Genomic DNA, 24,345 nt, shown 5'->3' with positions numbered 1-24,345 from the left:
ATATGAATAACGATAATAGTACTGTTAACCCTGCATCGCGGCGTGAGCGGGGGCTGAAATTCTGGCAGGTTGCCCGCCGTGCGTGCCAGATTGCAGCGGCTGTCGATATCTCTTTCTTCTTCATGTTTCATTTTCTCGGGTCGCCCATTCTTGCCTGGATAAATGTTGGCAGTGTCGCTATGTACGCTGCCGCTTATTACGCCCTTGAGCGCAGGCAGAACCGTCTGGCTATCGCGTTGATCTGGCTGGAAGTTATTGTTCACTCGGCACTTGGTACGATAATGCTCGGGTGGGGCAGTGGCTTTCATTATTATTTGCTGATGTTCATTCCGGCGCTGTGCATTAGCTCCGTGCGGCGCAGCACGATTTATTCGTTATTAATTGGTCTTTGGGGCTACTACATAGCGCTTGATATTCTCATGTGGTTTATCGAGCCGGTTCAGCCAATCTCACCTGAAGCCTTGCTGGGCGTTCACCTGTTTAATCTAAGCGTCGTATTCGCGATGTTTGCCTACCTGTCTTTCTTTTACATGAGCATGGTGGTTTCAGCGCAACGTAAGCTTCGTAAGCTGGCTACGGTCGATTCGCTGACAGGCCTGTTTAATCGTCGCCACGGAAGTGATCTGGCCGATAATGAAATCGCACGCTTTCGGAGGGTGGGGCGCCCTGTGACCTTTATGCTGCTTGATGTCGACCATTTCAAACCAATTAACGATCGTTATGGCCATGAAATGGGTGACAAAATACTGGCAGAGATCGGGCAGCTAATTCCGGCTCAGCTGCGAACTCAGGATATAGTTGCGCGTTGGGGTGGGGAGGAATTTCTGGTTATTCTTCCGGATACCAGGCTTGAAAGTGCGTTGGCAAGCGCCGAAAGGATCAGGGTTGCACTTCGCAGTCACGATTGGAAGATGGTTACAGGTGAGCCAATTGATGTAACGACCAGCGTTGGTGTGAGTGAAATGTATGAAAATGACGACCGCGGTTCTGTTATAGGTCGCGCAGACAGGGCGCTATACCGTGGTAAGGCTGGAGGTCGAAATCGAGTAGAGTGTGGGGGAGCCCCGGAGCAATAAAACGAGGGCAACAAAAAAGGCAGCCGGAGCTGCCTTTTTTTAGCGTTGTCTGTTAATTAAACAGCAACAACGTTCTCAGCCTGAGGACCTTTCTGGCCCTGAGTCACGGTGAAATCGACTTGCTGGCCTTCAGCCAGAGTCTTGAAACCGCCGCCCTGAATAGCGCTGTAGTGAACAAATACGTCGGGGCCGCCTTCACGAGTGATAAAGCCAAAACCTTTTGCTTCGTTGAAGAACTTAACAGTACCGGTAACAGTAGACATAATATAATCCTGAATTCAATCATTTAAAGTGCCGCCAGTTCATCGTTTGGATGGCTGGTCAGCGGTATGCGGAAACAAAAAACGGGCGTGATCAAAAACAGGACGTACAACTACTGAAATGCGTCTTATTGATGAAGTGCTTTGCTAAATCTTTCCAACGGAGTGAACTGTACCTGTTGGTTGCTGAAAAGCAAAGAACTTTCTTGTAGGCATAAACCCGACATTTTCAGCAACATGAGGTATGTTTGCCTCAGCATTTCAGAGTTTTTATAAATTGATAAAGGAGTTTTGTCTTGTCTGAGCTATCCAATTACGAAAGTTTTTCTATCACCGTCGAAAACAAGATTGCCCATGTGCAGTTCAGTCGCCCGGAAGCGATGAATACCATGACGAAAGCATTCTGGCTTGAACTGCCCAGGTGCATGCAGGAAATCGAATCGAAAACCGATGCCCGGGTTATTGTTGTGTCATCTACGGGTAAGCATTTTTCTGCGGGAATGGATCTTGGGGTTTTTACTGACTCAAAGGCTGTTCCCATGAGCGGTGATCCTGGTCGGATGGCGGAAAACCTGAGACGGGTTGTACTCCAGCTACAGGATACGCTGACTTCCCTGGAGAACGTTCGCCTGCCGGTATTGACGGCCATCCACGGCGGCTGCATCGGCGGGGCTCTGGATTTGGTGTGTGCAGCGGACAGCCGTTACTGCACGGAAGACGCATACTTCACGATCAAGGAAACCGAACTTGGTATGACAGCCGACGTTGGAACTCTTCAGCGTTTGCCCAAGTTGATGCCGGAAGGCGTTGTGCGAGAGCTGGCCTATACCGGTCGTAAGTTTTCTGCTCAGGAAGCAAAGGATCTGGGGTTTGTAAATGCTCTTTATGCAGATCAGGAAGCGTTGATTACCGGTGTTATGGACATAGCCGCTCAGATTGCGGCCAATTCGCCGCTTGCGGTCACTGGTTGTAAAGAGATGCTGAATTACAGCCGTGATCACACCGTAGCCGACAGCCTCAAGTACATGGCAACCTGGCAGGCTGGCATGTTCCGCCCTACCGACATGATGAAAACCTTCCAGGCTAAAGCGCAAAAACAGGCGCCCAAGTACGATGACCTGTTTGCTGTAAAAGGGCTTTTTGAGCAATAAATGGCTCTGAATAAACAGCCGAAGTCGAAAATTTCTCCGGTTACCGCCCTGGCATTTCAGGGTGGAATCGGGGTCATCGGGCTTTTGGCAATCCTCTTTGCAGACATTCCAGTGGGTTTCTCCGGAGACAGGCTGTTATTCAGTGTGCTTTTTGGTGTGCTGGGCGCTCTGTGCACCTACGGTGCTCTGCTTCTGCTCACGCAAATTCCACGCCTGTTGCCCGACAACCTTGACCGCCAAATGCGCGGTTTGCACAGGTTTGCATCCGGGTATTCCTGGAGGGTGCTTTTTTTGCTCTCAGTCTTTGCCGGTGTAGGCGAAGAATTACTGTTTCGGGGTGCGTTGCAGGGCTGGCTCAATGTGCACACGAATGCCACTACCGCTGTATTGGCTGCATCAGTTCTTTTTGGCCTGGTGCACTACGCATCCTTTACTTACTTTGTGATCGCGACATGCCTTGGGCTGGTGTTCGGGCTGACCTATGTGATTACCGACAGCATTCTTCTGGTTATGGTTTGGCACGGTGTTTATGACATGATCGCGCTGTATTTTCTGCTTCGGTATCCTCAATGGTTTGGGATTAGGATTCGACCGAATGATTAAGGGTGCGCTGCTTTCAATGCGGTCGTCAGCCGCTCCATAACCCTTCCGCTGTGGCGCCAAAAATGCCAGTACAGCTCGACTTCAAGAGATTGGCCGGGAGCAATGCTGACCAGTTGCCCCGCCTCGAGCTCACGCTTAGCCTGACTCTCCGGAATCATGCCGTAACCCATGCCGGCCAGTGCCAATTTTACAAAGCCTTCAGAAGAAGGGCATAGATGATAGGGGAAGGCGCCGTGGTAGCCACTTTGAGCCAAAAACCGGTGCTGCAACTGATCATTTGGCCCGAATACAATAACCGGTGCTGTCTGCAAGCTCTGTTCATCAAAGCCCTGGCTGAAATACCTGGCCTGGTATGCAGGCGTCGCCAAGGGCAGGTAGGTCATGGTGCCAAGCGGCACGCAGCGGGCCCCTGCTACTGGTTGCGGATTGCTGCACAGGCAGGCGGCGACATCACCTTCGCGCATCCTGCGTAGAGCTATGTCCTGGTCTTCGACTACCATGTCCAGCAACAAAGATTCTTCCCGGCAGAATTCACCCACAGCACTTGCCCACCAGGTTGCCAGGCTGTCGGCATTGAGGGCGATGCGCAACCGCGCAGCAGGCTCGGAAAGGGTCGGCAGTGATTTTGCCAGGTCCCGCTCAAGCAGTTGAACCTGCTGAACGTGGTTCAATAGCTGCTGCCCAGCCGGTGTGGCTCTGGTAACCGGGCCGCGAATCAGAACCGGTTGTCCGATGCGTACTTCCAGGGTTCGAATGCGCTGTGAAATGGCGGATTGGCTCAGACCCAGCACAATGCCAGCCCGTTCAAAGCCACCGGTCTCTATAACCGTAGCGAGGGCTTCCAGTAATTTATAATCGATCATAAGTAAAACTGATGCATCATTATCAATATGAATTTCAAGTATAGCTTCCAGCGGCTATTCTTTTCGCATCAAAATGGAGTGAAGGGCCGTGATTGAAAGTTATTTGACGGGATTAATTGTAGGTGGCGGCATCATTGTTGCCATTGGAGCGCAGAATGCCTATGTGCTTAGCCAGGCCATTCGGCGTGAACATCATTGGTGGGCGGCCGGTTTGTGTATGGCTGCGGATATTGCCCTTTTCTCGCTTGGCATGTTCGGGGTAAGCGCGGCGCTGATGGCCATGCCGCAGGCATTGGAAATTCTACGGTGGCTGGGGGTGGTATTCCTTGGGTGGCTCGCACTCCAGGCATTTGTGCGGGCCAGTCGCGGCCGTGCGGCACTTGAAACCGCTGAAGTAACACGCCGCAGCTTGAAGGGCGTTCTGTTTACCACGCTGGCAGTCACCTTACTGAACCCCCATGTGTATCTGGATACCCTGCTGCTTATTCCGGCGGTGGGCGCTCAGCAGGAGAACGCAACGACCTTTGTCGCGGGCGCCAGCAGTGCGTCAGTTCTCTGGTTCGGTTTACTGGCGTGGAGTGGTTCGGCGTTGGCACCTGTTCTGTCACGTCCGCTGGCCTGGCGTATTATTGACGGTGTAATCGGTATGATGATGGCGGCGATCGCCCTTCAACTGGCTCTTAATGGAAGCCTCTAGCGTCAGTCGAACCGCCGGGCGCCGGAAAAGCGATCTCTCCAGTAGTATCCGTCAAGTTCCGACATAATGACGCCGGAAGACGTCGACGCGTGAATAAAGAGGTTGTCACCCATATAAATACCAGCGTGTTGGTCTTTCCCCGCTATTCGAAAGAATACGATATCACCGGGCTCGACGCTGTTCCGATGCACTACATCTCCGTGCCTCAGCATTTGTGAGGTTGTGCGCGGCAGTTGTTGTCCCAGGCTTTCACTGTACGCTGTTGTGATGAACCCTGAACAGTCGAAGCCGCGGCTTGTTGTGCCGCCGTACTGGTAAGGTGTGCCTTGATAACGTTCAAAGGCTTGCCATAGTTTTTCAGCTTTCACAGAACCCGGTGCGGACTCTGCAGGGGAGTATTGCAGAGCGGCACTTCCGGGCTGCAATTGCTGATTGCTGGCGCAGCCACCCAGAACAAGGGAGGTGAAAGCCAGAATGATGACGTACCTGAAAGCCTGAATCATGCTTTTTCCTGAGCTACTGTTCTTTAATTCCACTTTATTACCGAATTCCCGGGAAGTCAGGTTACGGTTTCCGGGATTTGATAACATTAGCGAATGCTGAAAATATCAAATGCTGTTGAAATCGCCGACTGGGAAATAGAAATTACCCAGATCCGGGCACAGGGCGCCGGTGGCCAGAACGTCAATAAAGTAGCCTCGGCGGTGCATCTGCGTTTCGATGTGCTGAATTCTGCGCTGCCGCCGTTTTATAAAGAGCGCCTGATGGCGCTGCAGGATCAGCGTATAAGCAAGGAAGGCGTGATAGTCATCAAGGCTCAGTCTTTCCGTACGTTAGAGCTGAACAAAGAGGATGCTCTTGAACGCCTCAAGGAATTGATACACGAGGCGGTCAAGGTACAGAAGGCGCGCCGAGCCACCCGCCCTTCAAAATCTGCCCGCCGCAAAAGGGTTGACCGCAAGACGCAAAAAGGCAAAACCAAAGCCCTGCGCGGCAAAGTTCAGATTTGAGCTGTGTCGGGTTCCTGCTTGGTGGATTCGATGTCCCTGATGAATTCTTTTATATCGGCGAAAGCTTCTTCGGCCTCCGGTAGTACCGGCGTGAAAATCTGCCAGACATGAACCATGCCTGGCCAGGTGTGTAGCTCCACCTTCGAACCCTGAGCTTTTGCTTTCGCTGCGTATCGCCTGGCGTTATCCAGAAGCATCTCTGTGTCACTGGCCTGAATCAGTATGGGCGGCAAATTGGCAAGATTGCCTAGCAGTGGTGATGCGACCGGACTGGTGGGCGAAGTGCGAAATGCAGCGAGCGTGGCCCACCAGAGAACCGGCCGGGGAATTTTCGACAGGCCGCCAAGCATTGGCCCCAGCATTGGGTCTGTTGCGATATTACCGCGGTTGCTCGGCGCACTCAGGGTTAGGTCGGTGGAGGGAGAAAACGCTATGGCGCCATCTGCCTGGCGCAGGCCGCTTTCTCGAATCCATGCCAGCAGGCCAAGGGTATGGCTGCCACCGGCGGAATCTCCTGCCACCAGAATAAACGTGGCTTCCCCCGGCCCCTCCGGGCCGTTTTCTGTCAACCAGGTGTAGGCTTTGCGACAATCACGTACACCATCCATGAAACGGTACTCTGGCATAAGGCGATAATCGACGGCGAAGACAGCGGCATTGGCAATGTGAGACAGGCGGTCTGTAATGGATCGATGGCTGCGGGGACTGCCCGCGGCCCAGGCGCCACCGTGGATGTAGAGAATTCGCCGCCGGGTGTCGACACCCGGGGCAATGACCCATTCGCCGTTCGGGTTATTGCACTGGCGGAATTCGGACTCGAACGTCAGGCCATCACTCAGGCTGTCCATATGCTTACGCAATGCTATCAGTCGCGCTTTGCCGTGAAGGCCTTTGCCAGCCCTGCCCATTTCCCGAATGCGGTCCAGAACCTTGTCATTTTCTGCGCTGGGGCTCGCCTCGCTCGCGGCGTACTTGTCATCGTCCAGATAAGACAAATCTTCAATGCGAAACAGAAACAACGTCAATGCGACGATTAATAAAATAACGACGGCGATAATCCAGAACATAAGCTGTCCGTATCCTGAAAGTTGGCTCTGTTAATGCTGGGGCACTAAGCTCTGTGTACAAAGCATCGCAGATTTTCGCGATTTTTGCTCCTCAAGGCGTCTGTCAGAGGCTCCTTAATCTCACAAAAGGAGAAGGGTGATGCAAATAGCCTATCGGGCCAGAGACATCACTGAAGCGCATATTGTGGCCGGATTGCTGAATGCCAACGACATTGAAGCTTATGTAGGTGGTCATTACCTGCAGGGTGCTATGGGTGAGATTGGCGCAGCAGGTTTCAGCAATGTTCACGTAGAAGATGACGATCTCTTCCCGGCCCGGCAGTTGATTGCAGAGTATGAGGCAAGCCATCGTGTTGCCCGGGCAAGGGAACGAAATGATGATAAACCCGATTCTTATGTCCGGTGGTTTTTGCTGGTTATCGCAGTGTTGGCGGTGATCTGGCTGAATCTTTGAGAAGTACCTGTAGATGATATTTATTTGATAAACGGAGAATAAAGCTTATGGCGGATAGCCACTCGAAAAACCCGGTAATGTTGATCACCGGTGCATCTTCAGGCATTGGTGCGGCAACGGCCCGGGCTGCGGCCAAAGAAGGTTACAGGCTTGTGCTTGCAGCACGCTCGGCCGACAAATTGAAAGCCTTGCAGGCGGAGCTCGGCGGTGACAGCAGGGTATTGATTGTAGAGTGCGACGTGCAGAGCGCTGATGACCAGAAAGCGATGGTCGAGCAGGCCCTGCAGACCTTCGGTCGCATTGACACGGTGTTTGCCAACGCTGGTCGCGGAGGGGAGCCCGGCGGTTTCAGCGAAGCTGACCCCGAAGTATGGAAAGATATGATTCTTACCAATATTTACGGGGTCGGGCTGACCATTCAGCATTGCCTGCCAGCTCTTCGGGAAAGCAAGGGGCACTTGTTACTGACAGGCTCTGCCGCAGGCAGAGTGACGATTCCCGGTTCAATGTACAGCGCAACCAAGTGGGCTGTTTCCGCGATTGGCTATGGCGTTCGGGAAGAACTGCGCGGCTCTGGGGTGCGGGTCACCCTGATAGAGCCAGGGATGGTTGATACGCCATTTTTCGATAAACAACCGGCGCATGCGTTGATGCCAGACGACATCGCCCGCGCTGTTATTTACGCGGTGTCTCAGCCTTCCCATGTGGATGTAAACGAAATTCTGGTGCGGCCAACGCCTGCCGAATAAGAGCGCAGCCCCTTAACGCTCGGCCCTGCTTATCGTTTAACGCTGCGTTGTCGGGGTTTTCCGGCTTTGGGGCGCTTTGATGATTTGGGTTTTTTGCCGGTTTCAGGCCGCCCTCCTGGTGGTTTCGGCCTGGCTCCCGGAGCTTTAGGCCTGCCTTTGCGACCTGATTCCGGTGGCCGTGAGGATTGATCGGATGAACGGCTGGGTTTTCGGGCAGGTTTCTTTTTAACTGCGGCAGGCTTATCCGTTACGGCATCAGAAGTTGAATCACGAATCGCTTCAAAAAGACTGGCCAGCTCCTTCTCCGTAAGATCCCGCCATTGGCCCACAGCAAGCCCTTTCAGGTTAATGTTCATAATGCGAACACGTTCCAGCCGGGTGACTTCAAACCCGAAATGTTCGCTCATTCTACGAATCTGGCGGTTCAGTCCTTGCACCAGTGTTATGCGAAATACAAAACGACTCTCTTGCACCACTTTGCACTTTTTGGTCATGGTGCCGAGAATTGGAACGCCCCCCGCCATACCCTCAATAAACGATTTGGTGATTGGTTTGTCGACTGTCACCAAATATTCTTTTTCATGATTATTGCCGGCGCGCAGGATTTTATTCACCAGGTCGCCATTGCTGGTCATGAAAATCAGCCCCTGGGAGTCCTTATCGAGGCGGCCGATCGGAAATATCCGCGCGCTGTGGCCAACAAAGCGCTGAATATTGTATTTTTCCGTGTCGTCGGTGGTGCTTACAATGCCCACTGGCTTGTTCAGGGCAATAAACACCAGGTCTTCTTCGGCGCGGGGTTCGATAACCTGGCCGTTTACTCTGACTGTGTCTGACGGTAATACCTGATCTCCGACACTGGCCCGCTTGCCATTAATATAGACATTGCCCTGTTCAATGTAGCGATCTGCCTCCCGGCGGGAACACATGCCGCTTTCACTGATGTATTTATTAAGGCGCGTAGAGTGATTACTTGTCATCGATTATCCGGTTGCGTATCTGGGTGCTGGCATCATAACAGGCGACTGCCGCTCTCGCAGCCAGACGGTTGGTGCTTTGGCGTGGAGTCTGTCATTCTTTCAGGTTGTAAACATCCGTTTTTAAGGTCGTTCTGAACCATGAGCCCCCGTCGCTTTATCCGGTCGCTGAATTTCTTCAAAGCCTGTGCCGCCCTTTGCCTCGTGATTGCGCTTCCGGTCTCGGCGCAGACGATTCATTTGGTGACTGAGGAGTGGCCAGGGCTAATTGACGATACTCCGCAAGGTCCCAGTGGTGTCCTTTGGGAGATCTCAAGAGAGGTGCTCGAGAGTATGGGGTATGACGTAAAACTGGACTTTGTGCCCTGGAAGCGAGCTCAACGTCTGACTCTGAAGAACGAGCGTGACGGCATTGTTGGTATTGGCATAACGCCCGAGCGAGAGAAAGTGTTCCAGTTCCCGGAGAAGGCCCTTTTGATCAGTGAAACAGCCGTCTATACGAAACAGGACCATACTTTTGACTATGAAGACCTGGACTCATTGAAAGGTATGAGGGTTGGTGTCTCCCCCGGCTACACCTACTCACCGGAGATCGCGTCTGCACTCCATTTTGAACGAGTAGAAATGCCCTCTATCGAGTCGGGACTGAAGATGCTGCTGCTCGGGCGGCTCGACGCCATACTGGCTAACCGGTATGTTGCCGGGATTCAGGCGGAACGGCTGGATATTGTCTATAAAATAAAGGCTTCTGAGAGGCCCGTTAGCGTCGGACCGGTATATCTGGCCTTCAGTCCCGAAACATCAACAGAGTTCCTAGAAGCGTTTTCCAGTGCTCTGGAGACATTTTACGCAAATCGTCCATGATGGCCGAGGTCATTCTATGTGAAGGCTCGGCCTGCAGTGTTTGCGGGCAGGGCAGGCTGACGCGCTTTCGTGCAGTGCAAGGGCGGGAATATCTGCGTTGCCCGCACTGCGAGGCAACCATCATGGCGCAGGCTAACTGGCTTACGTCTGAAGAAGAGCAGACCGTTTATAATCTTCATGATAATGATCCGGCGGATCCGGGTTACCGGGCCTTCCTCAACAAGCTTGTGGTGCCTCTGCTTGAGTGCATTCAGCCGGGCGCTCTGGGGCTGGATTTCGGCTGTGGGCCAGGGCCAGCCCTTGCTGGCATGCTGCGCGAAGCGGGAATGGAGGTAAAACTTTACGACCCTTTTTTCTACCCTTCTCAGGCAGCGCTGGGTCGCCAGTATGATTTCATTACCTGTACCGAAGTGGTCGAGCACCTGCATCGGCCGGCAAAGGTGTTGCGTCAACTGGACGGCTTGTTAAAGCCCGGCGGGTGGCTTGGTGTAATGACGTGTTTTCAGACCTGTGACGAACGGTTTGATAACTGGCATTACCGTAGGGACCCCACACATGTTGTGTTTTATCGGGAGAAGACTTTGGCCCAGATAGCCGATCACTTGGGCTGGGTCCTTTCGGTGCCAAGAAAAGATGTCGCCATTTTTCATAAGCCTTTATGAGACCGGGGACCATATGTCCCCGGTTGTTTCCCTTGAGCCTTTATAGCCAGGTAAGGCCGACACTGATGATCACGCCCGTGATTATCAGCAGGATGAGACAGTATCCCATAATGTCTTTGGCTTTTAGCCCTGCAATGGCGAGTACAGGTAGCGCCCAGAAGGGTTGCAAGAGGTTGGTCCACGCATCGCCCCATGCAACGGCCATGGCCACCCGTGGAATGCTTGCACCAAGCTCCTGAGCTGCTGGCAGCATGACAGGTGCCTGCACCGCCCACTGACCACCCCCAGAGGGTACGAAAATGTTCACCAGCCCGGCGCTGATGAAGCTCCAGAATGGCAGGCTCTCAGCTGTTGCCATGGAGACAAAACCGGAGGAAATGCTGGCAGCCAGGCCCGAGGCGGTCATCACTCCCATGATGCCGGCATAGAACGGGAACTGAATAACGATACCCGAACCACCCTTCACCGCTTCATGCAAGCTGTCGAGCAGCCTCTTCGGCGTCTGGTGCAGGATAATTGCAAGGAACAGGAACATGAAATTGACTATGTTCAGGTTCAGGCCACCACCGTCCATGAAGTACTGAAAGATAAACGCGAGACCACTGAAACCAATGAGCCAGGCCAATGTCCGACTATTTTCCAGGTGATCAGCCGGCCGGTGAATAGAAACGCGGGTATCGGGCTCGTCATCCAGGACGGCGGGGTCGACATAGACGCTCTCTTTCTCAGGGGGCAGCATCAAGCGGTTTACCAGAGGAACAACAATAAACAGCGCCACGATGATCGCAAGGTTGAAAAACGCAAAGATAGTTTCGCCGGTGCCAATCACACCGATCACATCGGCGGTGAAGTGCCCGTCGGTCGCGATCACCAGAGGGATTGAACCGGCGAGACCGCCATGCCAGACGATAAAACCGGAGTAGGCACTTGCGATCAATAACGGGTAGTGGACCCTGACCTGCCGGGCAAGAGCTTTCGCAAAGAGAGCACCAACTACAAGGCCGAACCCCCAGTTAATCCAACTAGCAATAAGCGCTACGAAGGTAACCAGAACAATCGCCTGGCCTGGCGTGCTGGCAACTGCAGCAATTCGGTTCAGTATGCCGCGAACAAACGGGGTGCTGGCAAGCATGAACCCCGTAACCAGAACCAGCAACATCTGCATCGAGAAAGTGAGCAGGTTCCAGAAACCGTTACCCCACATTTCGATCACTGCCATCGGGCCGTGGCCTTCAAATACCATGGCTGCGATGAATGCGAACAGGGATAGAATCAATACAAAAATATATGGGTCTGGCAGATATTTATCCACCAGGCTGACCATGGGTCGAGCAGCTTTATCTAACATTATTATCCCCTTGTTTTTGTTAGGTTTGACGTAGAGGAGCATAGGTGATTCCGGGCGGGAAACCAAGCGAAGCCTGATGGGTCAGACAGGAGGTAGGTTAAGCCTTCTGGAGAGCTAAGGCTTATACAACCAGAGAATGCAGACGTACTGGTTCAGAAAGTTGAAAGCCCGGTTGCTTCCATCAAGCGGTAGCGCCAGTAACGCAGTGTTGAATCATCTGCCCAGCGCTCGTAGGGCAGACTCATGACAGGATCGCTGCCAGGGCCGGATTGCCACTGCCGTTCGAAGAAATCGACAGCCTTCATGGCTACCTCAGAATCAGCTGGGACGGAAACCCACACATCAGTTTCCAGGTTCAGATCATCGAGATTGCGGCGTGTGAAGTTTGCTGAGCCAAGCAACAGCTCGGTATGGCCGGTAAGAGGGCGCAGGATCAGTAATTTGCTGTGGCACTGCTCACCAAAAGTGTTACACCAGCGCACGGGGATGCCCGCCCTGTGAAGTTCAAGGGCGACCTGCCGGTTGGGTATGCCGCTTTTCTGATGGCCGAAGGCTTCATTGTTGGCGTCGAGAAGCACACGCACATGCACGTCGCGGTGGTGAGCATCGAGCAGGGCACCAACAATTTCCCGGTGTGAGAGGTAGAAGAACGCGAGATCCAACTGGCTGCCACTTTGGGCTTCGGAAATCATCTGGAGCGCAGAGTCTAGAATGGCTGATTCTGTTTTAACCGCTATCCTGCCGGCGTCGCTCTGGTTTGCTGGTTGGCCCGTATTTGGTGCGTTGATCAGGGTGTCCAGGCTGGGGTTGGCCTGGTCCGACAGGGCCAATACAGCTTGCTCTGTTTTCAGAATGTCGGTTACCGCCGGGCCCGTAAAACTGATGGCTGTGTTGCTGTGCCGGCTACTGCCATCGTGAGGGTTGGCGGAGGTTACCAGGGCGCGTAGCCGGTTGCCTTCATCCGTTACCAAAACCTTCCGGTGGTTTGCCTTGAAGTTGGGCAATGCAAGGTAGCTGCGTATGGTAACTGGCTCTGTCCCCAGGGCGTTCGGCAGCCAGCCCCCCTCTGAATTATTTCCGAACCACTGACAGCAGAGTCGCCAGATGGCTGACCATGCAGGGTTACTGTCACGAAGCGGCCGGAGATTGGTTACTGTTACCTCAATACCTGCCTCCCGTAGCGCCTGAAACCAGGGTGAAACGGAACCTCCATAGAGAGTGTTTAATGGGTCAGAGATAACAATAATTTCCAACTCCGGCTGCTCAGTCTTTCGCTGGATCAATGCTTCCGTAAGCTGTTCTGAAAGCTGCCGATGTTCAACGTCCTCCGGGCTGCTGCTGTTGTAGAGGAACATATCGACAAGAACGAAGGATCTGGCCTGGCTGACCAGGCGCAGTATTTCGTTGAAGATTTCATGGTCGCGTGTTTCTGACCCATCGCTGTGATGATAGGTGGTATCTGTTAACAGAACCGCATCGTGTAAGGGGTGGTCGTCACCGTTGTAACTGATGCCCTGGGGTATGGGCTTGTAGCTATGATAAAAACCTATACCAATAAGCGTCAGAACAACGAGTGCGAGTAGTACCTTCAGAGACATACGGCTCCAGTGCTTACTGTGTGGTATTAGCTGGTTCGGTTCTCAAAGACCAGAGAGGAGAAGCGTTCCAGAAGCCCAGAGGCGTCAGGGGAACTGGTAACCGAGTCGATCATGGCTTGTGAATCAAGCCCTTCACGCTCCAGGTCCGGTGCCTGCACGCCGAGATAGGCCTTCATGATGGCCGCCGAAAATTCAGGGTGAAATTGCACACCCCAGGCGAATTTACCCACCCGAAACGCTTGGTGTGGTTCGAATTCGTTCCGGCCAAGCAGAATGGCGTCTTTGGGCAGGCGCAGCACGGATTGTTTGTGGGTTAGCTGGGCGTCGAAGCTTCCTGGCATGCCGCGGAACAGCGGGTCATACTGTGCGCTTTCCAGCAGCGCGACGCTATGCGTGCCACTTTCCCGACCGTCTGGGTGGTAGCCAACCTCACCGCCCAGTGCGTGGGCCAGAAGTTGGTGCCCGTAACACACACCGAGCAAAGGAACAGCCTTGTCTACGGCCTGGGCCAGCCATTCGGCGGCCTTTTCGCTCCAGGGTTCACGGTCACTGACCATCGCCGGGGAGCCTGTCACAACAATTCCGTCCCAGTCGGCTGGGTCTCCGGGCAACTCTCCTGCGTCCGTATTGAGCACGGTAATGTCGAGCCCGGGCGAGAGCCCGCGCACGAACCATTCATCGAAATCACCGAACTGGTCTTTGATGGCCGGGTAGGTGCTGCCCGTTTTAAGGATCACCACTCTTGGGTTGGGCTGGCTCACTGGTCGGGTAATTCCGCGTTGTGGAAAATGTTCTGTACATCGTCCAGTTCATTCAGCATGTCGCAAAATTTTTCAAACATGGGAATGTCGTCGCCTTCCACAGGCGTGGTGGTTTTTGGCAGGAACTGGATCTCGTCGACGTCGAAATCAATGTCGGCAAAAGCGGTTGTCAGTGCCTGACGGGCTTTGGCGTATTCGGTGTTCGGGGTGAATACCGTGATCTGGCCGTCTTCGTTCTCAATATCAGTTACGTCGACGTCGGCTTCCATCAGTGCTTCAAGCACAGCTTCATCGTCGTCGCCTTTGAAAACGAATATCGCGCTATGGTCAAACATATGAGCGACGGTGCCGGGTGTTCCGATCTTGCACTTTGTTTTGGTGAAGGCCAGACGAACATCGCCGAAGGTACGGTTAGGGTTATCGGTAAGGCAATCCACAATCACCATGCAGTTGCCAGGGCCATAGCCTTCATAACGGGCGGGTGAGTAATCTTCACCGGCACCACCCCGGGCTTTATCGATGGCTTTTTCGATAACGTGGCTAGGCACCTGATCCTTTTTGGCACGATCTATAAGACCGCGCAGGGATAGGTTGCCATCCGGGTCTGTGCCGCCGGATTTGGCGCTCATGTAAATTTCGCGCCCGTATTTGCTGTATACCTTGGTTTTGGCCTGAGCTGTCTTGGCCATGGATTCTTTGCGGTTCTGGTAGGCTCTGCCCATTTTGCGCTGCCCTTTACTTGCTGGAGAAAAGGCAGGATTTTACGCAAGAATAGCGATTTGGGACAGGCCTATTTGCTGGACTGCCCCCAAGTGCTCAGACGTAATCGACGGGAGGGCGGTAATTGTCCTGGGCCATCAGGTCGATGCCGCACTCAATATTGCTGACCCAGTTCAGAAATCGATCCACCATTGCGGGGCCTTCGAACCGTTTCCCGTGCTGGGGTACGATCATGGATACATCCATGTCCCGAATCATGTTCGCCCACAACCGGCACACCTTTTGTGAGGCAATATAACGCCGATGAAAGCCGACCATGTGGGGAATGTGTCGATCAAAATCGCTTACGGGCATGTGGTCGTCTTCAGCACCTATCGATGCGCCGAGGTCGCCGGAAAACAGGATTTTCGAGACCGGATCGTAAAACTGCAGGTTTCCTACAGAGTGCATAAAGTGGGCCGGCAGACACTGGAGGTAGGACTCGCCGAATCTTACGTTGGCGCCTGTATCCGGGATGCTGACAATGCGATCGTAAACACTGCCGCTGAGTTGATTGGTAACGTAACTGGAGACCAGATGGGGGAGGAATCTGGCCCACAGCTTCGATGTCACGATCTTCGCGCTGGTATGGACGATCCAACGGTCAATGGCTCCAATGATGTCGGGGTCCTGGTGCGAGGCAAATACATAGTCCATGTCCTTGATGTTCATGAACTTGGATGCAGCCATCGCAAGCGGAGTATAGGTAAGGTCCCCACCCGGGTCGATCAGCGCTTCGTGTTTGCCGTCAACGATCAGAAACTGATTGGACTGGACGCCCTCACCGGTCACCAGAGAATCGAACATCAGACACTTGTGGTGCCCATTATCAAAAAGAATAATTGGCTCGTTTGCCATTTTGAACTCCGCAGGGTAAGTGTCGGCTTGGAGGGCCGGATGTTGCCAGTTGCGCGGAGATTACAAAATTGACGAAAAACAACCATTGCGTCAGGTCAATTATCTGAGATCCATCAAGTAACGTTTTGTGTCCTTTATGAGCCCGGATTATGCCAGCCTGGGTACCTGCCTGACTCCACGCCGGATGGCACTCTCCAGGGCGGCACTGACGAGTTTGCCGGTAAACGGCACAAGATCGTCAAATGAGATGCGATAGCGCACGCGAGTGAGCCCCTCCGGTGTATCTTCAAAGCGGATGCGGCCCAGATGATTTCGGATCGGGCTAAAGCTGGTGATGGTGTACTCGATCAGCAAGTCGGGCTCAAAGCAGGTTATGGTTTCCTCTAGCCCGACTGGGCCGATGCCAAGCTTGCGTACGGAACCGAGGCCGTTAGGGTCTGCCTGATTACTGTCCTTTATCCGCTTCACGGGCGCCCCGAGAAGCTTTCCGAAGCGGTGATGGTCGGCAAACAGCGCAAAAACCCTGCTGCGCGGTATGTTGAAGGTTTCATCAATTTCAAAGGTATGTGTAGCCATCAATATGCTCTTGTTGTTGCTTTTGATACTCAGACTAGCGGTTTAATATCTACAACAAAAGTTGCACGCCGCGGAAGATTGATAACTAACCCTCTGTACGGGTTAATGTCTGGAAGCAAGTCGATAGTCCCTTGGTGACTGTCCCATGACTTTTTTGAACAGGCGGGAGAAATAGTAGGCATCGTCATAACCAAGACGGTGGCTGACTTCTGTAAAGCTCAGGTTTGTGGTGTCCAGCATCTGACAGGCTCTCTCTACTTTCAGATGCAGAAAATGCTGAATGGGAGAGGTTCCTGTCTGCTCCTTGTAGCGAGTCGCAAAGTGGGTCGGGGTAAGCCCGGCAAGATCCGCAAGCTGTTCCAGAGTAATTCGTTCATCAAGGTGTTCGCGCATATAATTATTGATGGTTTCGAGTTCGGCCTGCCGCTCATGGCTGGTTTCATCGACGCTGATCGGAACGGCTGCCAGCAGCTGCCGCAAGCGGTTTGCCGCATGAATTAGTCCGCGGGCGCGGAAACCTGTCTGGCGAACTGAAAGCAACCCGTTAAAGTCAACCAAAAGGCGTGGTTGTCGCCCCAGATGGCGGATTGGGGTCGAATCGTTTAACCCCATGTACTTGTGAAACTCACCTGCCAGTGGCCCGGTGTAATGCACCCAGTGAATCGTCCAGGGGTTCTCGGGGTCGGCGGTGTATCTGTGGCTGGCGCCGGCCGGCAGCAACAGAAGATCCCCTGCTTCGACGGTGTAGGGCTCACCTTTCACGTTCAGAAAGGCTTTTCCTTCGGTGCAGTAGATCAAAAGACTGTCGCGATGGTGTTCGCGATGCATGTGATGGCCTGCGGCTCGTCGGTAGTGACCGAAAGCCAGCGGATACAGGTCACGGGTAAGCGGGTGTTCAGACAAAAGCCTGATGATGGGGGCTGGTACCACGTAACGGATGCTGTCCCTCGGTACCGGCCACATGGAGGTCTGTGTCATGGTTTTCGCAGTCGTTTGTTGTTTGGTAATCGAAAGATAGTCCATCAAGTGCGAAATTTAGTCAATCTTCAAGTTCCGGGTGGCGTGCTATGGTCTTACCCATACATTGCTGAAGCCCTGTTGCTTTGGCCCGAATCTCGCACAACAACAAATGGGGATCTCAAGATGAAGAACGTTCCACTGTACCTGGCAGGTGAATTTGTTCAGAGCCAGACCAACGAATGGATTGACGTTACCGACCCGGCCACCAACGAGGTGATCGCCCGGGCACCCAGTACCACAGACGCTGAAATGCGCAAAGCCATCGATACTGCCGGGGAAGTATTCAAATCCTGGAAAGAAGTTCCGGTTTCCGAGCGTGCCCGCGTAATGCTGCGTTACCAGGCCCTACTGAAACAGCACCACGATGAAATTGCTGAGATCCTGTCACAGGAAACCGGTAAAACATTTGATGATGCCAAAGGCGACGTGTGGCGTGGCATTGAAGTAGTTGAGCACGCAGCCAACGTAGCTTCCATGATGATGGGCGAAACGGTTGAAAACGTAGCGCGTGAAGTGGATACCCATTCCTGGATCCAGCCGCTGGGCGTTTGCGCAGGTATCACCCCGTTTAACTTCCCTGCGATGATTCCGTTGTGGATGTTCCCCATGGCGATTGCCTGCGGTAACACCTTTATTCTTAAACCGTCCGAGCAGGATCCGCTGACTCCGATGCGTCTTGCTGAACTGTTTGAAGAGGCCGGCGCACCGAAAGGCGTTCTGCAGGTAGTGCACGGTGGTAAGGCGCAAGTGGATGTGCTGCTGACTGATCCTGCAATCAAAGCAGTGTCCTTCGTAGGGTCTGTGCCGGTTGGCCGTTATATCTACGAGACTGGCACTCAAAACATGAAGCGTGTTCAGAGCTTCGCCGGTGCCAAGAACCACATGGTTATCCTGCCGGATGCTGACAAGCAGCAGGTTATCAATGCCCTGGTAGGTGCTTCTGTAGGTGCGGCAGGCCAGCGTTGTATGGCTATTTCCGTAGCTGTGTTTGTAGGTGAAGCGCAGGCCTGGATTCCGGAGCTGAAAGAAGCCATGGCAAAAGTTCGCCCGGGTGCCTGGAATGATTCCGGTGCCAGTTACGGCCCGGTGATCTCTGCCAAAGCCAAAGATCGCGTTGAATCACTCATTGCCACTGGCGAAGCTCAGGGCGCCAACCTGCTTCTGGACGGCCGTGGCTGCACAGTTGATGGCTTGCCGAACGGCAACTGGGTTGGCCCCACCCTGTTCTCAGGCGTGACCACCGAGATGGACATCTATAACGAGGAAATCTTCGGTCCGGTACTGACCTGCATGGAAGAGGAAAGCCTGGCAGACGCCATTACCCTGATCAACAACAGCCCTTACGGTAACGGTGTTTCAATCTTTACCAGTTCAGGCGGCGCAGCCCGCAAGTTCCAGCATGAAATTGAAGTCGGTCAGGTTGGCGTGAATATCCCCATTCCTGTGCCCCTGCCGTTCTTCTCCTTCACCGGTTGGAAGGGGTCTTTCTACGGTGATCAGCACGCTTACGGCAAGCAGGCCGTGCGCTTCTATACTGAGACTAAAACTGTTACGTCACGCTGGTTCTCCAGTGAGGCGACAGCGGAAGCCAACTTCTCTATTCAGTTGCGTTAATTGCGTTGACGGTGGGATGACTTGGGCCGAAACCTGTTTTCGGCCCCTTTTTCATTCCGCGTGACCCAGGACCTTTTAATCTGGAGCCTGACGATGGACTTTAATCTGACTGAAGACCAGCTGGCCTTCCGTGAAGCGGCTCGTACCTTTGCTGAAAAATCCATGGCGCCCCATGCGGCCAAATGGGATGACGAGCATATTTTCCCTGTAGATGTTTTAAAAGAAGCCGGTGAAATGGGCTTCATGGGGATTTACACCCCGGAAGCGCTTGGGGGTATGGGCCTTTCGAGGCTGGATACGTCTGTTATCGTGGAAGAGCTCGCAGCTGCATGCCCCTCCACAGCTGCGTTTATAACCATCCATAATATGGCAACCTGGATGGTTGCGAGCTTCGCCTCTGATGATCTCAAACAAGAGGTTGTGCCTAAACTGGCCAGTGGTGAGCAGCTTGCTTCTTACTGCCTGACTGAGCCGGGTGCCGGTTCTGATGCAGCGAATCTCCGAACCAAGGCTGTTCGTGATGGCGACAGTTATGTGATCAACGGCAGCAAGGTTTTTATTTCCGGGGCAGGTGATACCGACATTCTTGTGCTGATGGCGCGCACCGGTGCAGCAGATTCCGGAGCCAAAGGTATTTCGACCTTCGTGATTCCCGCGGATGCCGAAGGTGTTTCCTACGGCAAGAACGAAGAGAAAATGGGGTGGCACAGCCAGCCCACCCGCACGATTAATCTTGAAAACGTTCGTGTTCCCGCAACCAGCCGGGTAGGTGAAGAGGGTGACGGCTTTGCCATTGCCATGAAAGGCCTCGATGGCGGCCGCCTCAATATTGCCACCTGTTCTCTCGGCGGAGCGCAAGCTGCGCTGCTGAGAGCCCGCAACTATATGCACGAGCGTGAACAGTTCGGCAAACCTTTGGCCGCCTTCCAGGCGTTGCAGTTCAAGCTGGCAGATATGGCAACCAATCTCGTGGCTGCCCGACAGATGGTTCGCCTGGGGGCGTTCAAGCTGGACAGCGGCGATACCGAAGCCACACTGCACTGTGCCATGGCTAAACGTTTTGCAACCGATGCCTGCTTTGACGTGGTGAATGACGCACTTCAGCTGCATGGCGGTTATGGCTATATCCGGGAATACCCTCTGGAGCGTTTCTTGCGCGACCTGCGCGTGCACCAGATCCTGGAAGGTACCAACGAAATCATGCGCTTGATTGTTGCCCGCCGCGTGCTGGACAACGGTGTGGCCGAGGCCATTCAATAAACCGCAACAATAACAGGAGAAACAAGATGAGCGATCTGATTCAGCTCGAAAAACGTGGCCATATTGCGGTTCTTACCATCAATAATCCGCCAGCCAATACCTGGACCGCGGACTCCTTACCGGCTTTAACAAAAACGGTTCGTGAGCTTAATGAAGATACCAACATTTTTGCTCTGGTTCTGACCGGGCAAGGTGAGAAGTTTTTCTCTGCCGGTGCAGATCTTAAAACCTTTGCTGATGGCGACAAGGCTCGTGCCAACCAGATGGCTCAGCTCTTTGGAGAAGCGTTTGCGGCACTGACAGAGTTTCGCGGCGTTTCGATTGCTGCAGTAAACGGGTACGCCATGGGCGGTGGACTGGAATGCGCACTTGCCTGTGATATCCGGATTGCAGAAGAACATGCCCAGATGGCCTTGCCGGAAGCGTCTGTTGGTTTGCTGCCGTGTGCTGGCGGCACCCAGAACCTGCCGTGGCTGGTAGGTGAAGGTTGGGCCAAGCGCATGATTATGTGCGGTGAGCGGGTGAAAGCCGACAAGGCGCTGCAAATCGGTCTGGTTGAAGAAGTGGTTGCCAGTGGGAAGAGCCTGGAAAAGGCGCTGGAATTGGCGGAAATGGCCTGCAAGCAAAGCCCGTCGTCGGTCGCGCGCTGCAAGACTCTGGTAATGAGCTCCCGTGACGGTCGCAGCCATTCCGATAGCTGGCGTATGGAGCGCGAGCTGTTTGTTGAACTGTTTTCAACTGAAGACCAGAAAGAAGGCGTGAATGCCTTCCTGGAAAAGCGTAAACCGGAATGGAAAAACCGCTGAAACCTACCGGTCCAAGGATTTGATATGAGCCATCAACCGATTGTTTTTGAAGAGTGGAAAACCGCTGACGACGCCTTGATTGCCGTTGCCCGGCTAAATACGCCTAAAGCGCTTAACTCGCTCTCCCTCGAGATGATTCGGATGCTGACCCCCATGCTCAAGCGCTGGGCCGATGACGACCGAGTTCGTGCTGTCTGGATCGAGGCCGAAGGCGACAAGGCATTTTGTGCCGGCGGCGATATTGTGGCGCTTTACCGCAGTATGACCGAACCACAGAGCGTGGGCGGTAAAAGCGAAGGCGAAGCCTTTTTCACAGAAGAATACGAGATGGACCACCTTATCCACTCGTTTCCCAAGCCTGTGGTGTGCTGGGGCCACGGTATTGTTATGGGTGGCGGCATTGGCATCATGGCTGGCGCCTCCCACAGGGTGGTCACGGAAGCATCCATGTTGGCTATGCCTGAAAGCAGTATCGGGCTATACCCGGATGTTGCGGCCGGCTGGTTTCTGAACCGGGCTCCCGGCCGCACAGGGCTGTTTCTGGGATTGACCGGCGCCCGCATGAACGCAGCCGATGCGCTGTTCGTGGGCCTTGCCGATCGCTTTATCAAACACGAACTGAAAGCTGAAGTCGTTGCTGACCTGGTTGCTCAGAACTGGCAGGACAAAGACGCTTTTGCCGTGGTCGGCAGCGTGCTCCGGCAGCACGAAAATCAAAGCGCGAGTGAATTACCCGAGTCTCACGTACGAACTCATTTTGATGAGATTAATCGTGTTACCGATGCGGACAACCTTACCGATATGGTTGCACAGATGAAGGAGCTTTCGAGTGCTGAAGGTTGGCTTGGTAAGGCAACCCGCCCATTGGAAGCCGCTTCACCCACGTCGTTGGCACTGTGCTGGCAGCACCTGCGCAATTGCCGCCAGGATAGCCTCAGCGAAGTATTGGCCAAGGAGCTGACATTGTCGGTCAATTGCCTGAGCAAAGGAGAGTTTGCCGAGGGTGTTCGTGCGCTCCTTATCGACAAGGATAAGCAGCCGCGCTGGCGTTACGCTTCGCTGGCGGAAATGGACAGCGAGTGGATCGACAGCTTTTTCGCAAATTAGCCAAACAGGCCGTCTGGCTTGATACGAGCAGCGGCCTATTCAACCGAATACAAAAACAAGGGGATGATTATGGCAACGATTACCTTTATTGGCCTTGGCAACATGGGTGGCCCTATGGCCAGCAACCTTGTAAAAGCCGGGCACGATGTAACCGTTTTTGACCTGTCGAAAGATGCGGTTGCTGCACTGGTTTCCGAAGGCGCAAAAACCGCGGCTACGGCCCATGAAGCCGCCAGGGGCGCAGAATGTGTGATCACCATGCTGCCGGCAGGCAAGCACGTCGAAGCTGTGTATCTGGGTGAAGATGGCTTGCTGGCTGCGCTGCCCGAAGGCACTCTGGTTATTGATTCGTCTACTATCTCTCCGGAAACCGCTCGCGGTGTGGCTGAGCAGGCTGAGGCCAAACACATTCCGTTCCTTGATGCTCCGGTCTCAGGCGGTGTGGGTGGTGCCAAAGCGGGCACTCTGAGCTTTATCTGCGGTGGCGATGAAGGCACTTTCAATAAAGCGAAGCCAATACTTGAGGACATGGGCAAGAACATTTTCCATGCCGGCGATCATGGCGCGGGGCAGGTTGCCAAAATCTGCAACAACATGCTTTTGGCCATCCTGATGGCAGGCACAAGTGAAGCCCTTGCACTGGGTGTGAAAAACGGTCTGGATCCAGCAGTTCTCTCGGAAGTCATGAAGCAGAGCTCTGGTGGTAACTGGGCATTGAATGTTTATAACCCCTGGCCTGGAGTCATGGAAGCAGCGCCTGCCTCACGGGGATACGAAGGTGGCTTTCTTGTTGATTTGATGAACAAGGATCTTGGCCTGGCGTTCGATAACGCCGTGAAGAGCCACGCAGCGATTCCCATGGGCTCTCTCGCACGAAACCTGTTTGAGCTCCACGCAGGGCAGGGCAATGGAGCGCTGGATTTCTCCAGTATCCAGCGCCTTTACAAGCCTGAGTAAAACCCTCCGGGGCACGGTTTCCGTGCCCCGGAATCTCCTTCTGAGCCCCTCTCCCAGCTCATCTTTTCCTGTCCTGAATGTCGCCGTATGTCAGTGTAAAAACTGTTGAGCAAGATAACTATAAGTAGGACAATGAGTTTTCTGAATGTTGGATCGGCGGTTCGTAAAACCTGGCCGGTTACTGACCATGGTTGCAGGCTGTTTTACCTATGCTGACGAATACCTTTGTACTCTACTTATCCACCGTTCTGATCTGGGGATCGACGTTTATAGCGATACCCCTGCAACTCGGTGAGGTCCCGGGCGATGTCTCCATTGCCTACCGCTTCGGGTTGTCTGCGCTGGTGTTGATGCTTTGGTGCAGCCTTACGCGGAGGAATATGAGGTTCGGATTTCGTCAGCATCTCTGGATGGCGGGCCAGGGCCTCATGTTATTCGGGTTCAACTACATGCTGGTTTATCAGGCTTCTGCCGACATCACGAGTGGATTAATTGCGGTGGTGTTCTCCACAATTATCGTGATGAACATCATCAATGGTGCCCTGTTTTTTGGCAATCGCGTGCCCCGGGCAGTTATCGGCGGGGCAGCTCTGGGGCTTGTGGGTATTTGCCTGGTATTTTTACCGGAAGTTCGCGCTTTGGACGCAGATGGCACGACCTTGCGCGCGATCATCCTTAGCCTGGTAGGAACTTTTATCACTTCGTTCGGGAATATGCTCTCGGCCCGCAACCAGTCTGCAAAACTGCCTGTCATGCAGAGCAACGCCTATGGCATGGCTTATGGCGCCCTTACACTGGCGCTCATTGCCTGGGGCAGGGGTGAGGCGTTTGTTTTTGACACCACTTGGACCTATACGGGCTCCCTGGCTTACCTGGCCCTGGTTGGATCGGTGCTGGGCTTCGGGAGTTTCCTTACTCTGCTCGGGCGAATAGGGCCGGAGCGGGCAGCCTACTGCATGGTGCTTTTCCCGATCGTGGCACTTGCGCTCTCTACGGTATTCGAAGATTACCACTGGACTATAGAGGCGGTTGCCGGCGTCTCGCTGGTGCTTGCCGGCAACCTGCTGGTGATTCTGCCGAAAGAAAAATTGCAACGGGTGTGGCGGATCTTCCGGCCAGTGGTTACTCGCCCAGCTGAGTGAGTGCGTAGCCAGGGTAGTGATTGGTACTAGGTATGAGTGACGCAGCGTAAAGTCTATAATGGCGGCCCTGCATGGCCGAAGCGCGCCGAAATCTACAAACCGGGTA

General features: G+C 53.8%; 27 protein-coding genes. 15 read left to right on the top strand and 12 right to left on the bottom strand.

The window, feature by feature from the left end; all coding sequences use genetic code 11:
• Nucleotides 1–2: 2 nt before the first annotated feature.
• On the top strand, nucleotides 3–1,076 hold the full coding sequence (locus Q4606_RS08890; RefSeq protein WP_303593934.1) for a GGDEF domain-containing protein: 1,074 nt from the start codon (nucleotides 3–5) through the stop codon (nucleotides 1,074–1,076).
• Nucleotides 1,077–1,132: 56 nt separating this feature from the next.
• Here the strand turns inward: Q4606_RS08890 and Q4606_RS08885 are convergent, their stop codons facing one another.
• Nucleotides 1,133–1,339, bottom strand: coding sequence for a cold-shock protein (locus Q4606_RS08885; RefSeq protein ID WP_071266268.1), 207 nt, complete (start codon nucleotides 1,337–1,339; stop codon nucleotides 1,133–1,135).
• A 293-nt stretch (nucleotides 1,340–1,632) separates the two neighbouring features.
• Here Q4606_RS08885 and Q4606_RS08880 point away from each other — a divergent pair, with 293 nt between their 5' ends.
• Together Q4606_RS08880 and Q4606_RS08875 are read left to right on the top strand one after the other, a co-directional pair.
• A complete protein-coding gene (locus Q4606_RS08880; protein WP_303593928.1) occupies nucleotides 1,633–2,487 on the top strand; it encodes a crotonase/enoyl-CoA hydratase family protein in 855 nt (284 codons plus the stop codon).
• Nucleotides 2,488–3,090, top strand: a complete 603-nt coding sequence (locus Q4606_RS08875) for a CPBP family intramembrane glutamic endopeptidase (protein WP_303607303.1) — start codon at nucleotides 2,488–2,490, stop codon at nucleotides 3,088–3,090.
• On the opposite strand, the gene Q4606_RS08870 is transcribed toward Q4606_RS08875, so the two are convergent.
• Nucleotides 3,087–3,953: a LysR family transcriptional regulator ArgP gene (locus Q4606_RS08870; protein WP_303593926.1), complete on the bottom strand. Its 867-nt coding sequence runs from the start codon at nucleotides 3,951–3,953 to the stop codon at nucleotides 3,087–3,089. The two genes, Q4606_RS08875 and Q4606_RS08870, sit on opposite strands and share 4 nt — an antisense overlap.
• An 88-nt stretch (nucleotides 3,954–4,041) precedes the next feature.
• On the opposite strand from Q4606_RS08870, the gene Q4606_RS08865 reads away from it, so the two are divergent.
• On the top strand, nucleotides 4,042–4,650 hold the full coding sequence (locus tag Q4606_RS08865) for a LysE/ArgO family amino acid transporter (RefSeq protein WP_303607302.1): 609 nt from the start codon (nucleotides 4,042–4,044) through the stop codon (nucleotides 4,648–4,650).
• A gap of 2 nt (nucleotides 4,651–4,652) precedes the next feature.
• Here the strand turns inward: Q4606_RS08865 and Q4606_RS08860 are convergent, their stop codons facing one another.
• The gene (locus tag Q4606_RS08860) at nucleotides 4,653–5,153 is read right to left on the bottom strand and encodes a C40 family peptidase (RefSeq protein WP_303607301.1); all 501 of its coding nucleotides are present in this window, start codon (nucleotides 5,151–5,153) and stop codon (nucleotides 4,653–4,655) included.
• A 93-nt stretch (nucleotides 5,154–5,246) separates the two neighbouring features.
• Between Q4606_RS08860 and arfB the strand changes: the two genes are divergently transcribed.
• Nucleotides 5,247–5,660 (top strand): alternative ribosome rescue aminoacyl-tRNA hydrolase ArfB, encoded by a 414-nt coding sequence (gene arfB, locus Q4606_RS08855; protein ID WP_303593920.1) that lies wholly within the window; start codon nucleotides 5,247–5,249, stop codon nucleotides 5,658–5,660.
• Here arfB and Q4606_RS08850 read toward each other — a convergent pair.
• The gene (locus tag Q4606_RS08850) at nucleotides 5,651–6,727 is read right to left on the bottom strand and encodes an alpha/beta hydrolase (RefSeq protein ID WP_303607300.1); all 1,077 of its coding nucleotides are present in this window, start codon (nucleotides 6,725–6,727) and stop codon (nucleotides 5,651–5,653) included. The two genes, arfB and Q4606_RS08850, sit on opposite strands and share 10 nt — an antisense overlap.
• 139 nt (nucleotides 6,728–6,866) lie before the next feature.
• On the opposite strand from Q4606_RS08850, the gene Q4606_RS08845 reads away from it, so the two are divergent.
• Nucleotides 6,867–7,181 carry a DUF2007 domain-containing protein gene (locus Q4606_RS08845; RefSeq protein ID WP_303607299.1) on the top strand — a complete coding sequence of 105 codons (315 nt, stop codon included), beginning with the start codon at nucleotides 6,867–6,869 and terminating at the stop codon, nucleotides 7,179–7,181.
• Between the two features lie 47 nt (nucleotides 7,182–7,228).
• On the top strand, nucleotides 7,229–7,930 hold the full coding sequence (locus Q4606_RS08840) for an SDR family oxidoreductase (protein ID WP_303607298.1): 702 nt from the start codon (nucleotides 7,229–7,231) through the stop codon (nucleotides 7,928–7,930).
• 29 nt (nucleotides 7,931–7,959) lie between these two features.
• Here the strand turns inward: Q4606_RS08840 and rluF are convergent, their stop codons facing one another.
• Complete coding sequence (gene rluF / locus Q4606_RS08835; protein ID WP_303593916.1) at nucleotides 7,960–8,910, bottom strand: 23S rRNA pseudouridine(2604) synthase RluF; 951 nt, start codon at nucleotides 8,908–8,910, stop codon at nucleotides 7,960–7,962.
• A 138-nt stretch (nucleotides 8,911–9,048) separates the two neighbouring features.
• Here rluF and Q4606_RS08830 point away from each other — a divergent pair, with 138 nt between their 5' ends.
• Both Q4606_RS08830 and Q4606_RS08825 read left to right on the top strand, forming a co-directional pair.
• Nucleotides 9,049–9,771: an ABC transporter substrate-binding protein gene (locus Q4606_RS08830; protein ID WP_303607297.1), complete on the top strand. Its 723-nt coding sequence runs from the start codon at nucleotides 9,049–9,051 to the stop codon at nucleotides 9,769–9,771.
• Nucleotides 9,768–10,433, top strand: a complete 666-nt coding sequence (locus tag Q4606_RS08825) for a class I SAM-dependent methyltransferase (RefSeq protein ID WP_303607296.1) — start codon at nucleotides 9,768–9,770, stop codon at nucleotides 10,431–10,433. Before Q4606_RS08830 ends, Q4606_RS08825 begins: the two co-directional genes overlap by 4 nt.
• A gap of 40 nt (nucleotides 10,434–10,473) precedes the next feature.
• Here Q4606_RS08825 and Q4606_RS08820 read toward each other — a convergent pair whose 3' ends face one another.
• The 7 genes from Q4606_RS08820 to Q4606_RS08790 all read right to left on the bottom strand — a co-directional run bounded on the left by Q4606_RS08820 (nucleotide 10,474) and on the right by Q4606_RS08790 (nucleotide 17,311).
• Nucleotides 10,474–11,781 carry a short-chain fatty acid transporter gene (locus tag Q4606_RS08820; RefSeq protein WP_303593912.1) on the bottom strand — a complete coding sequence of 436 codons (1,308 nt, stop codon included), beginning with the start codon at nucleotides 11,779–11,781 and terminating at the stop codon, nucleotides 10,474–10,476.
• A 152-nt stretch (nucleotides 11,782–11,933) separates the two neighbouring features.
• On the bottom strand, nucleotides 11,934–13,379 hold the full coding sequence (locus Q4606_RS08815) for a phospholipase D family protein (protein WP_303607295.1): 1,446 nt from the start codon (nucleotides 13,377–13,379) through the stop codon (nucleotides 11,934–11,936).
• Nucleotides 13,380–13,405: 26 nt separating this feature from the next.
• Nucleotides 13,406–14,140, bottom strand: a complete 735-nt coding sequence (locus Q4606_RS08810) for a glutamine amidotransferase (protein ID WP_303607294.1) — start codon at nucleotides 14,138–14,140, stop codon at nucleotides 13,406–13,408.
• Nucleotides 14,137–14,862, bottom strand: a complete 726-nt coding sequence (locus Q4606_RS08805; RefSeq protein ID WP_303607293.1) for a YebC/PmpR family DNA-binding transcriptional regulator — start codon at nucleotides 14,860–14,862, stop codon at nucleotides 14,137–14,139. Before Q4606_RS08805 ends, Q4606_RS08810 begins: the two co-directional genes overlap by 4 nt.
• Nucleotides 14,863–14,956: 94 nt before the next feature.
• Entirely contained in the window at nucleotides 14,957–15,757 is an 801-nt protein-coding gene (locus Q4606_RS08800; protein WP_303593904.1) for an MBL fold metallo-hydrolase, read from the bottom strand.
• A 147-nt stretch (nucleotides 15,758–15,904) separates the two neighbouring features.
• A complete protein-coding gene (locus Q4606_RS08795; RefSeq protein WP_303607292.1) occupies nucleotides 15,905–16,333 on the bottom strand; it encodes an SRPBCC family protein in 429 nt (142 codons plus the stop codon).
• Nucleotides 16,334–16,435: 102 nt separating this feature from the next.
• On the bottom strand, nucleotides 16,436–17,311 hold the full coding sequence (locus Q4606_RS08790; RefSeq protein WP_303607291.1) for an AraC family transcriptional regulator: 876 nt from the start codon (nucleotides 17,309–17,311) through the stop codon (nucleotides 16,436–16,438).
• 165 nt (nucleotides 17,312–17,476) lie between these two features.
• Here Q4606_RS08790 and Q4606_RS08785 point away from each other — a divergent pair, with 165 nt between their 5' ends.
• The 6 genes from Q4606_RS08785 (at nucleotide 17,477) to Q4606_RS08760 (ending at nucleotide 24,239) form a co-directional block, all read left to right on the top strand.
• Nucleotides 17,477–18,967 (top strand): CoA-acylating methylmalonate-semialdehyde dehydrogenase, encoded by a 1,491-nt coding sequence (locus Q4606_RS08785; protein WP_303593898.1) that lies wholly within the window; start codon nucleotides 17,477–17,479, stop codon nucleotides 18,965–18,967.
• A gap of 93 nt (nucleotides 18,968–19,060) precedes the next feature.
• Nucleotides 19,061–20,227 (top strand): acyl-CoA dehydrogenase family protein, encoded by a 1,167-nt coding sequence (locus tag Q4606_RS08780; RefSeq protein ID WP_303593896.1) that lies wholly within the window; start codon nucleotides 19,061–19,063, stop codon nucleotides 20,225–20,227.
• 26 nt (nucleotides 20,228–20,253) lie between these two features.
• On the top strand, nucleotides 20,254–21,033 hold the full coding sequence (locus Q4606_RS08775; protein WP_303607290.1) for an enoyl-CoA hydratase: 780 nt from the start codon (nucleotides 20,254–20,256) through the stop codon (nucleotides 21,031–21,033).
• Between the two features lie 24 nt (nucleotides 21,034–21,057).
• A complete protein-coding gene (locus Q4606_RS08770; protein WP_303607289.1) occupies nucleotides 21,058–22,140 on the top strand; it encodes an enoyl-CoA hydratase/isomerase family protein in 1,083 nt (360 codons plus the stop codon).
• Nucleotides 22,141–22,209: 69 nt separating this feature from the next.
• Nucleotides 22,210–23,097, top strand: coding sequence for a 3-hydroxyisobutyrate dehydrogenase (gene mmsB / locus Q4606_RS08765; protein WP_303607288.1), 888 nt, complete (start codon nucleotides 22,210–22,212; stop codon nucleotides 23,095–23,097).
• A gap of 209 nt (nucleotides 23,098–23,306) precedes the next feature.
• Nucleotides 23,307–24,239: a DMT family transporter gene (locus Q4606_RS08760; RefSeq protein ID WP_303607287.1), complete on the top strand. Its 933-nt coding sequence runs from the start codon at nucleotides 23,307–23,309 to the stop codon at nucleotides 24,237–24,239.
• Nucleotides 24,240–24,345 lie beyond the last annotated feature (106 nt).

Source organism: Marinobacter sp. 1_MG-2023 (genome assembly GCF_030549045.1).
In the GTDB taxonomy this organism is placed as follows: domain Bacteria; phylum Pseudomonadota; class Gammaproteobacteria; order Pseudomonadales; family Oleiphilaceae; genus Marinobacter.
The sequence above is the reverse complement of the archived record's forward strand: the minus strand, read 5'-3'. Positions and strand labels throughout refer to the sequence as shown.

Coding starts and splice junctions, on each gene's coding strand:
- Q4606_RS08890 (WP_303593934.1), top strand. CDS start 3: ATGAATAACGATAATAGTACTGTTAACCCTGCATCGCGGCGTGAGCGG.
- Q4606_RS08885 (WP_071266268.1), bottom strand. CDS start 1,339: ATGTCTACTGTTACCGGTACTGTTAAGTTCTTCAACGAAGCAAAAGGT.
- Q4606_RS08875 (WP_303607303.1), top strand. CDS start 2,488: ATGGCTCTGAATAAACAGCCGAAGTCGAAAATTTCTCCGGTTACCGCC.
- Q4606_RS08870 (WP_303593926.1), bottom strand. CDS start 3,953: ATGATCGATTATAAATTACTGGAAGCCCTCGCTACGGTTATAGAGACC.
- Q4606_RS08860 (WP_303607301.1), bottom strand. CDS start 5,153: ATGATTCAGGCTTTCAGGTACGTCATCATTCTGGCTTTCACCTCCCTT.
- arfB (WP_303593920.1), top strand. CDS start 5,247: ATGCTGAAAATATCAAATGCTGTTGAAATCGCCGACTGGGAAATAGAA.
- Q4606_RS08850 (WP_303607300.1), bottom strand. CDS start 6,727: ATGTTCTGGATTATCGCCGTCGTTATTTTATTAATCGTCGCATTGACG.
- Q4606_RS08845 (WP_303607299.1), top strand. CDS start 6,867: ATGCAAATAGCCTATCGGGCCAGAGACATCACTGAAGCGCATATTGTG.
- Q4606_RS08840 (WP_303607298.1), top strand. CDS start 7,229: ATGGCGGATAGCCACTCGAAAAACCCGGTAATGTTGATCACCGGTGCA.
- rluF (WP_303593916.1), bottom strand. CDS start 8,910: ATGACAAGTAATCACTCTACGCGCCTTAATAAATACATCAGTGAAAGC.
- Q4606_RS08830 (WP_303607297.1), top strand. CDS start 9,049: ATGAGCCCCCGTCGCTTTATCCGGTCGCTGAATTTCTTCAAAGCCTGT.
- Q4606_RS08825 (WP_303607296.1), top strand. CDS start 9,768: ATGATGGCCGAGGTCATTCTATGTGAAGGCTCGGCCTGCAGTGTTTGC.
- Q4606_RS08820 (WP_303593912.1), bottom strand. CDS start 11,781: ATGTTAGATAAAGCTGCTCGACCCATGGTCAGCCTGGTGGATAAATAT.
- Q4606_RS08815 (WP_303607295.1), bottom strand. CDS start 13,379: ATGTCTCTGAAGGTACTACTCGCACTCGTTGTTCTGACGCTTATTGGT.
- Q4606_RS08805 (WP_303607293.1), bottom strand. CDS start 14,862: ATGGGCAGAGCCTACCAGAACCGCAAAGAATCCATGGCCAAGACAGCT.
- Q4606_RS08800 (WP_303593904.1), bottom strand. CDS start 15,757: ATGGCAAACGAGCCAATTATTCTTTTTGATAATGGGCACCACAAGTGT.
- Q4606_RS08795 (WP_303607292.1), bottom strand. CDS start 16,333: ATGGCTACACATACCTTTGAAATTGATGAAACCTTCAACATACCGCGC.
- Q4606_RS08790 (WP_303607291.1), bottom strand. CDS start 17,311: ATGACACAGACCTCCATGTGGCCGGTACCGAGGGACAGCATCCGTTAC.
- Q4606_RS08785 (WP_303593898.1), top strand. CDS start 17,477: ATGAAGAACGTTCCACTGTACCTGGCAGGTGAATTTGTTCAGAGCCAG.
- Q4606_RS08780 (WP_303593896.1), top strand. CDS start 19,061: ATGGACTTTAATCTGACTGAAGACCAGCTGGCCTTCCGTGAAGCGGCT.
- Q4606_RS08775 (WP_303607290.1), top strand. CDS start 20,254: ATGAGCGATCTGATTCAGCTCGAAAAACGTGGCCATATTGCGGTTCTT.
- Q4606_RS08770 (WP_303607289.1), top strand. CDS start 21,058: ATGAGCCATCAACCGATTGTTTTTGAAGAGTGGAAAACCGCTGACGAC.
- mmsB (WP_303607288.1), top strand. CDS start 22,210: ATGGCAACGATTACCTTTATTGGCCTTGGCAACATGGGTGGCCCTATG.
- Q4606_RS08760 (WP_303607287.1), top strand. CDS start 23,307: ATGCTGACGAATACCTTTGTACTCTACTTATCCACCGTTCTGATCTGG.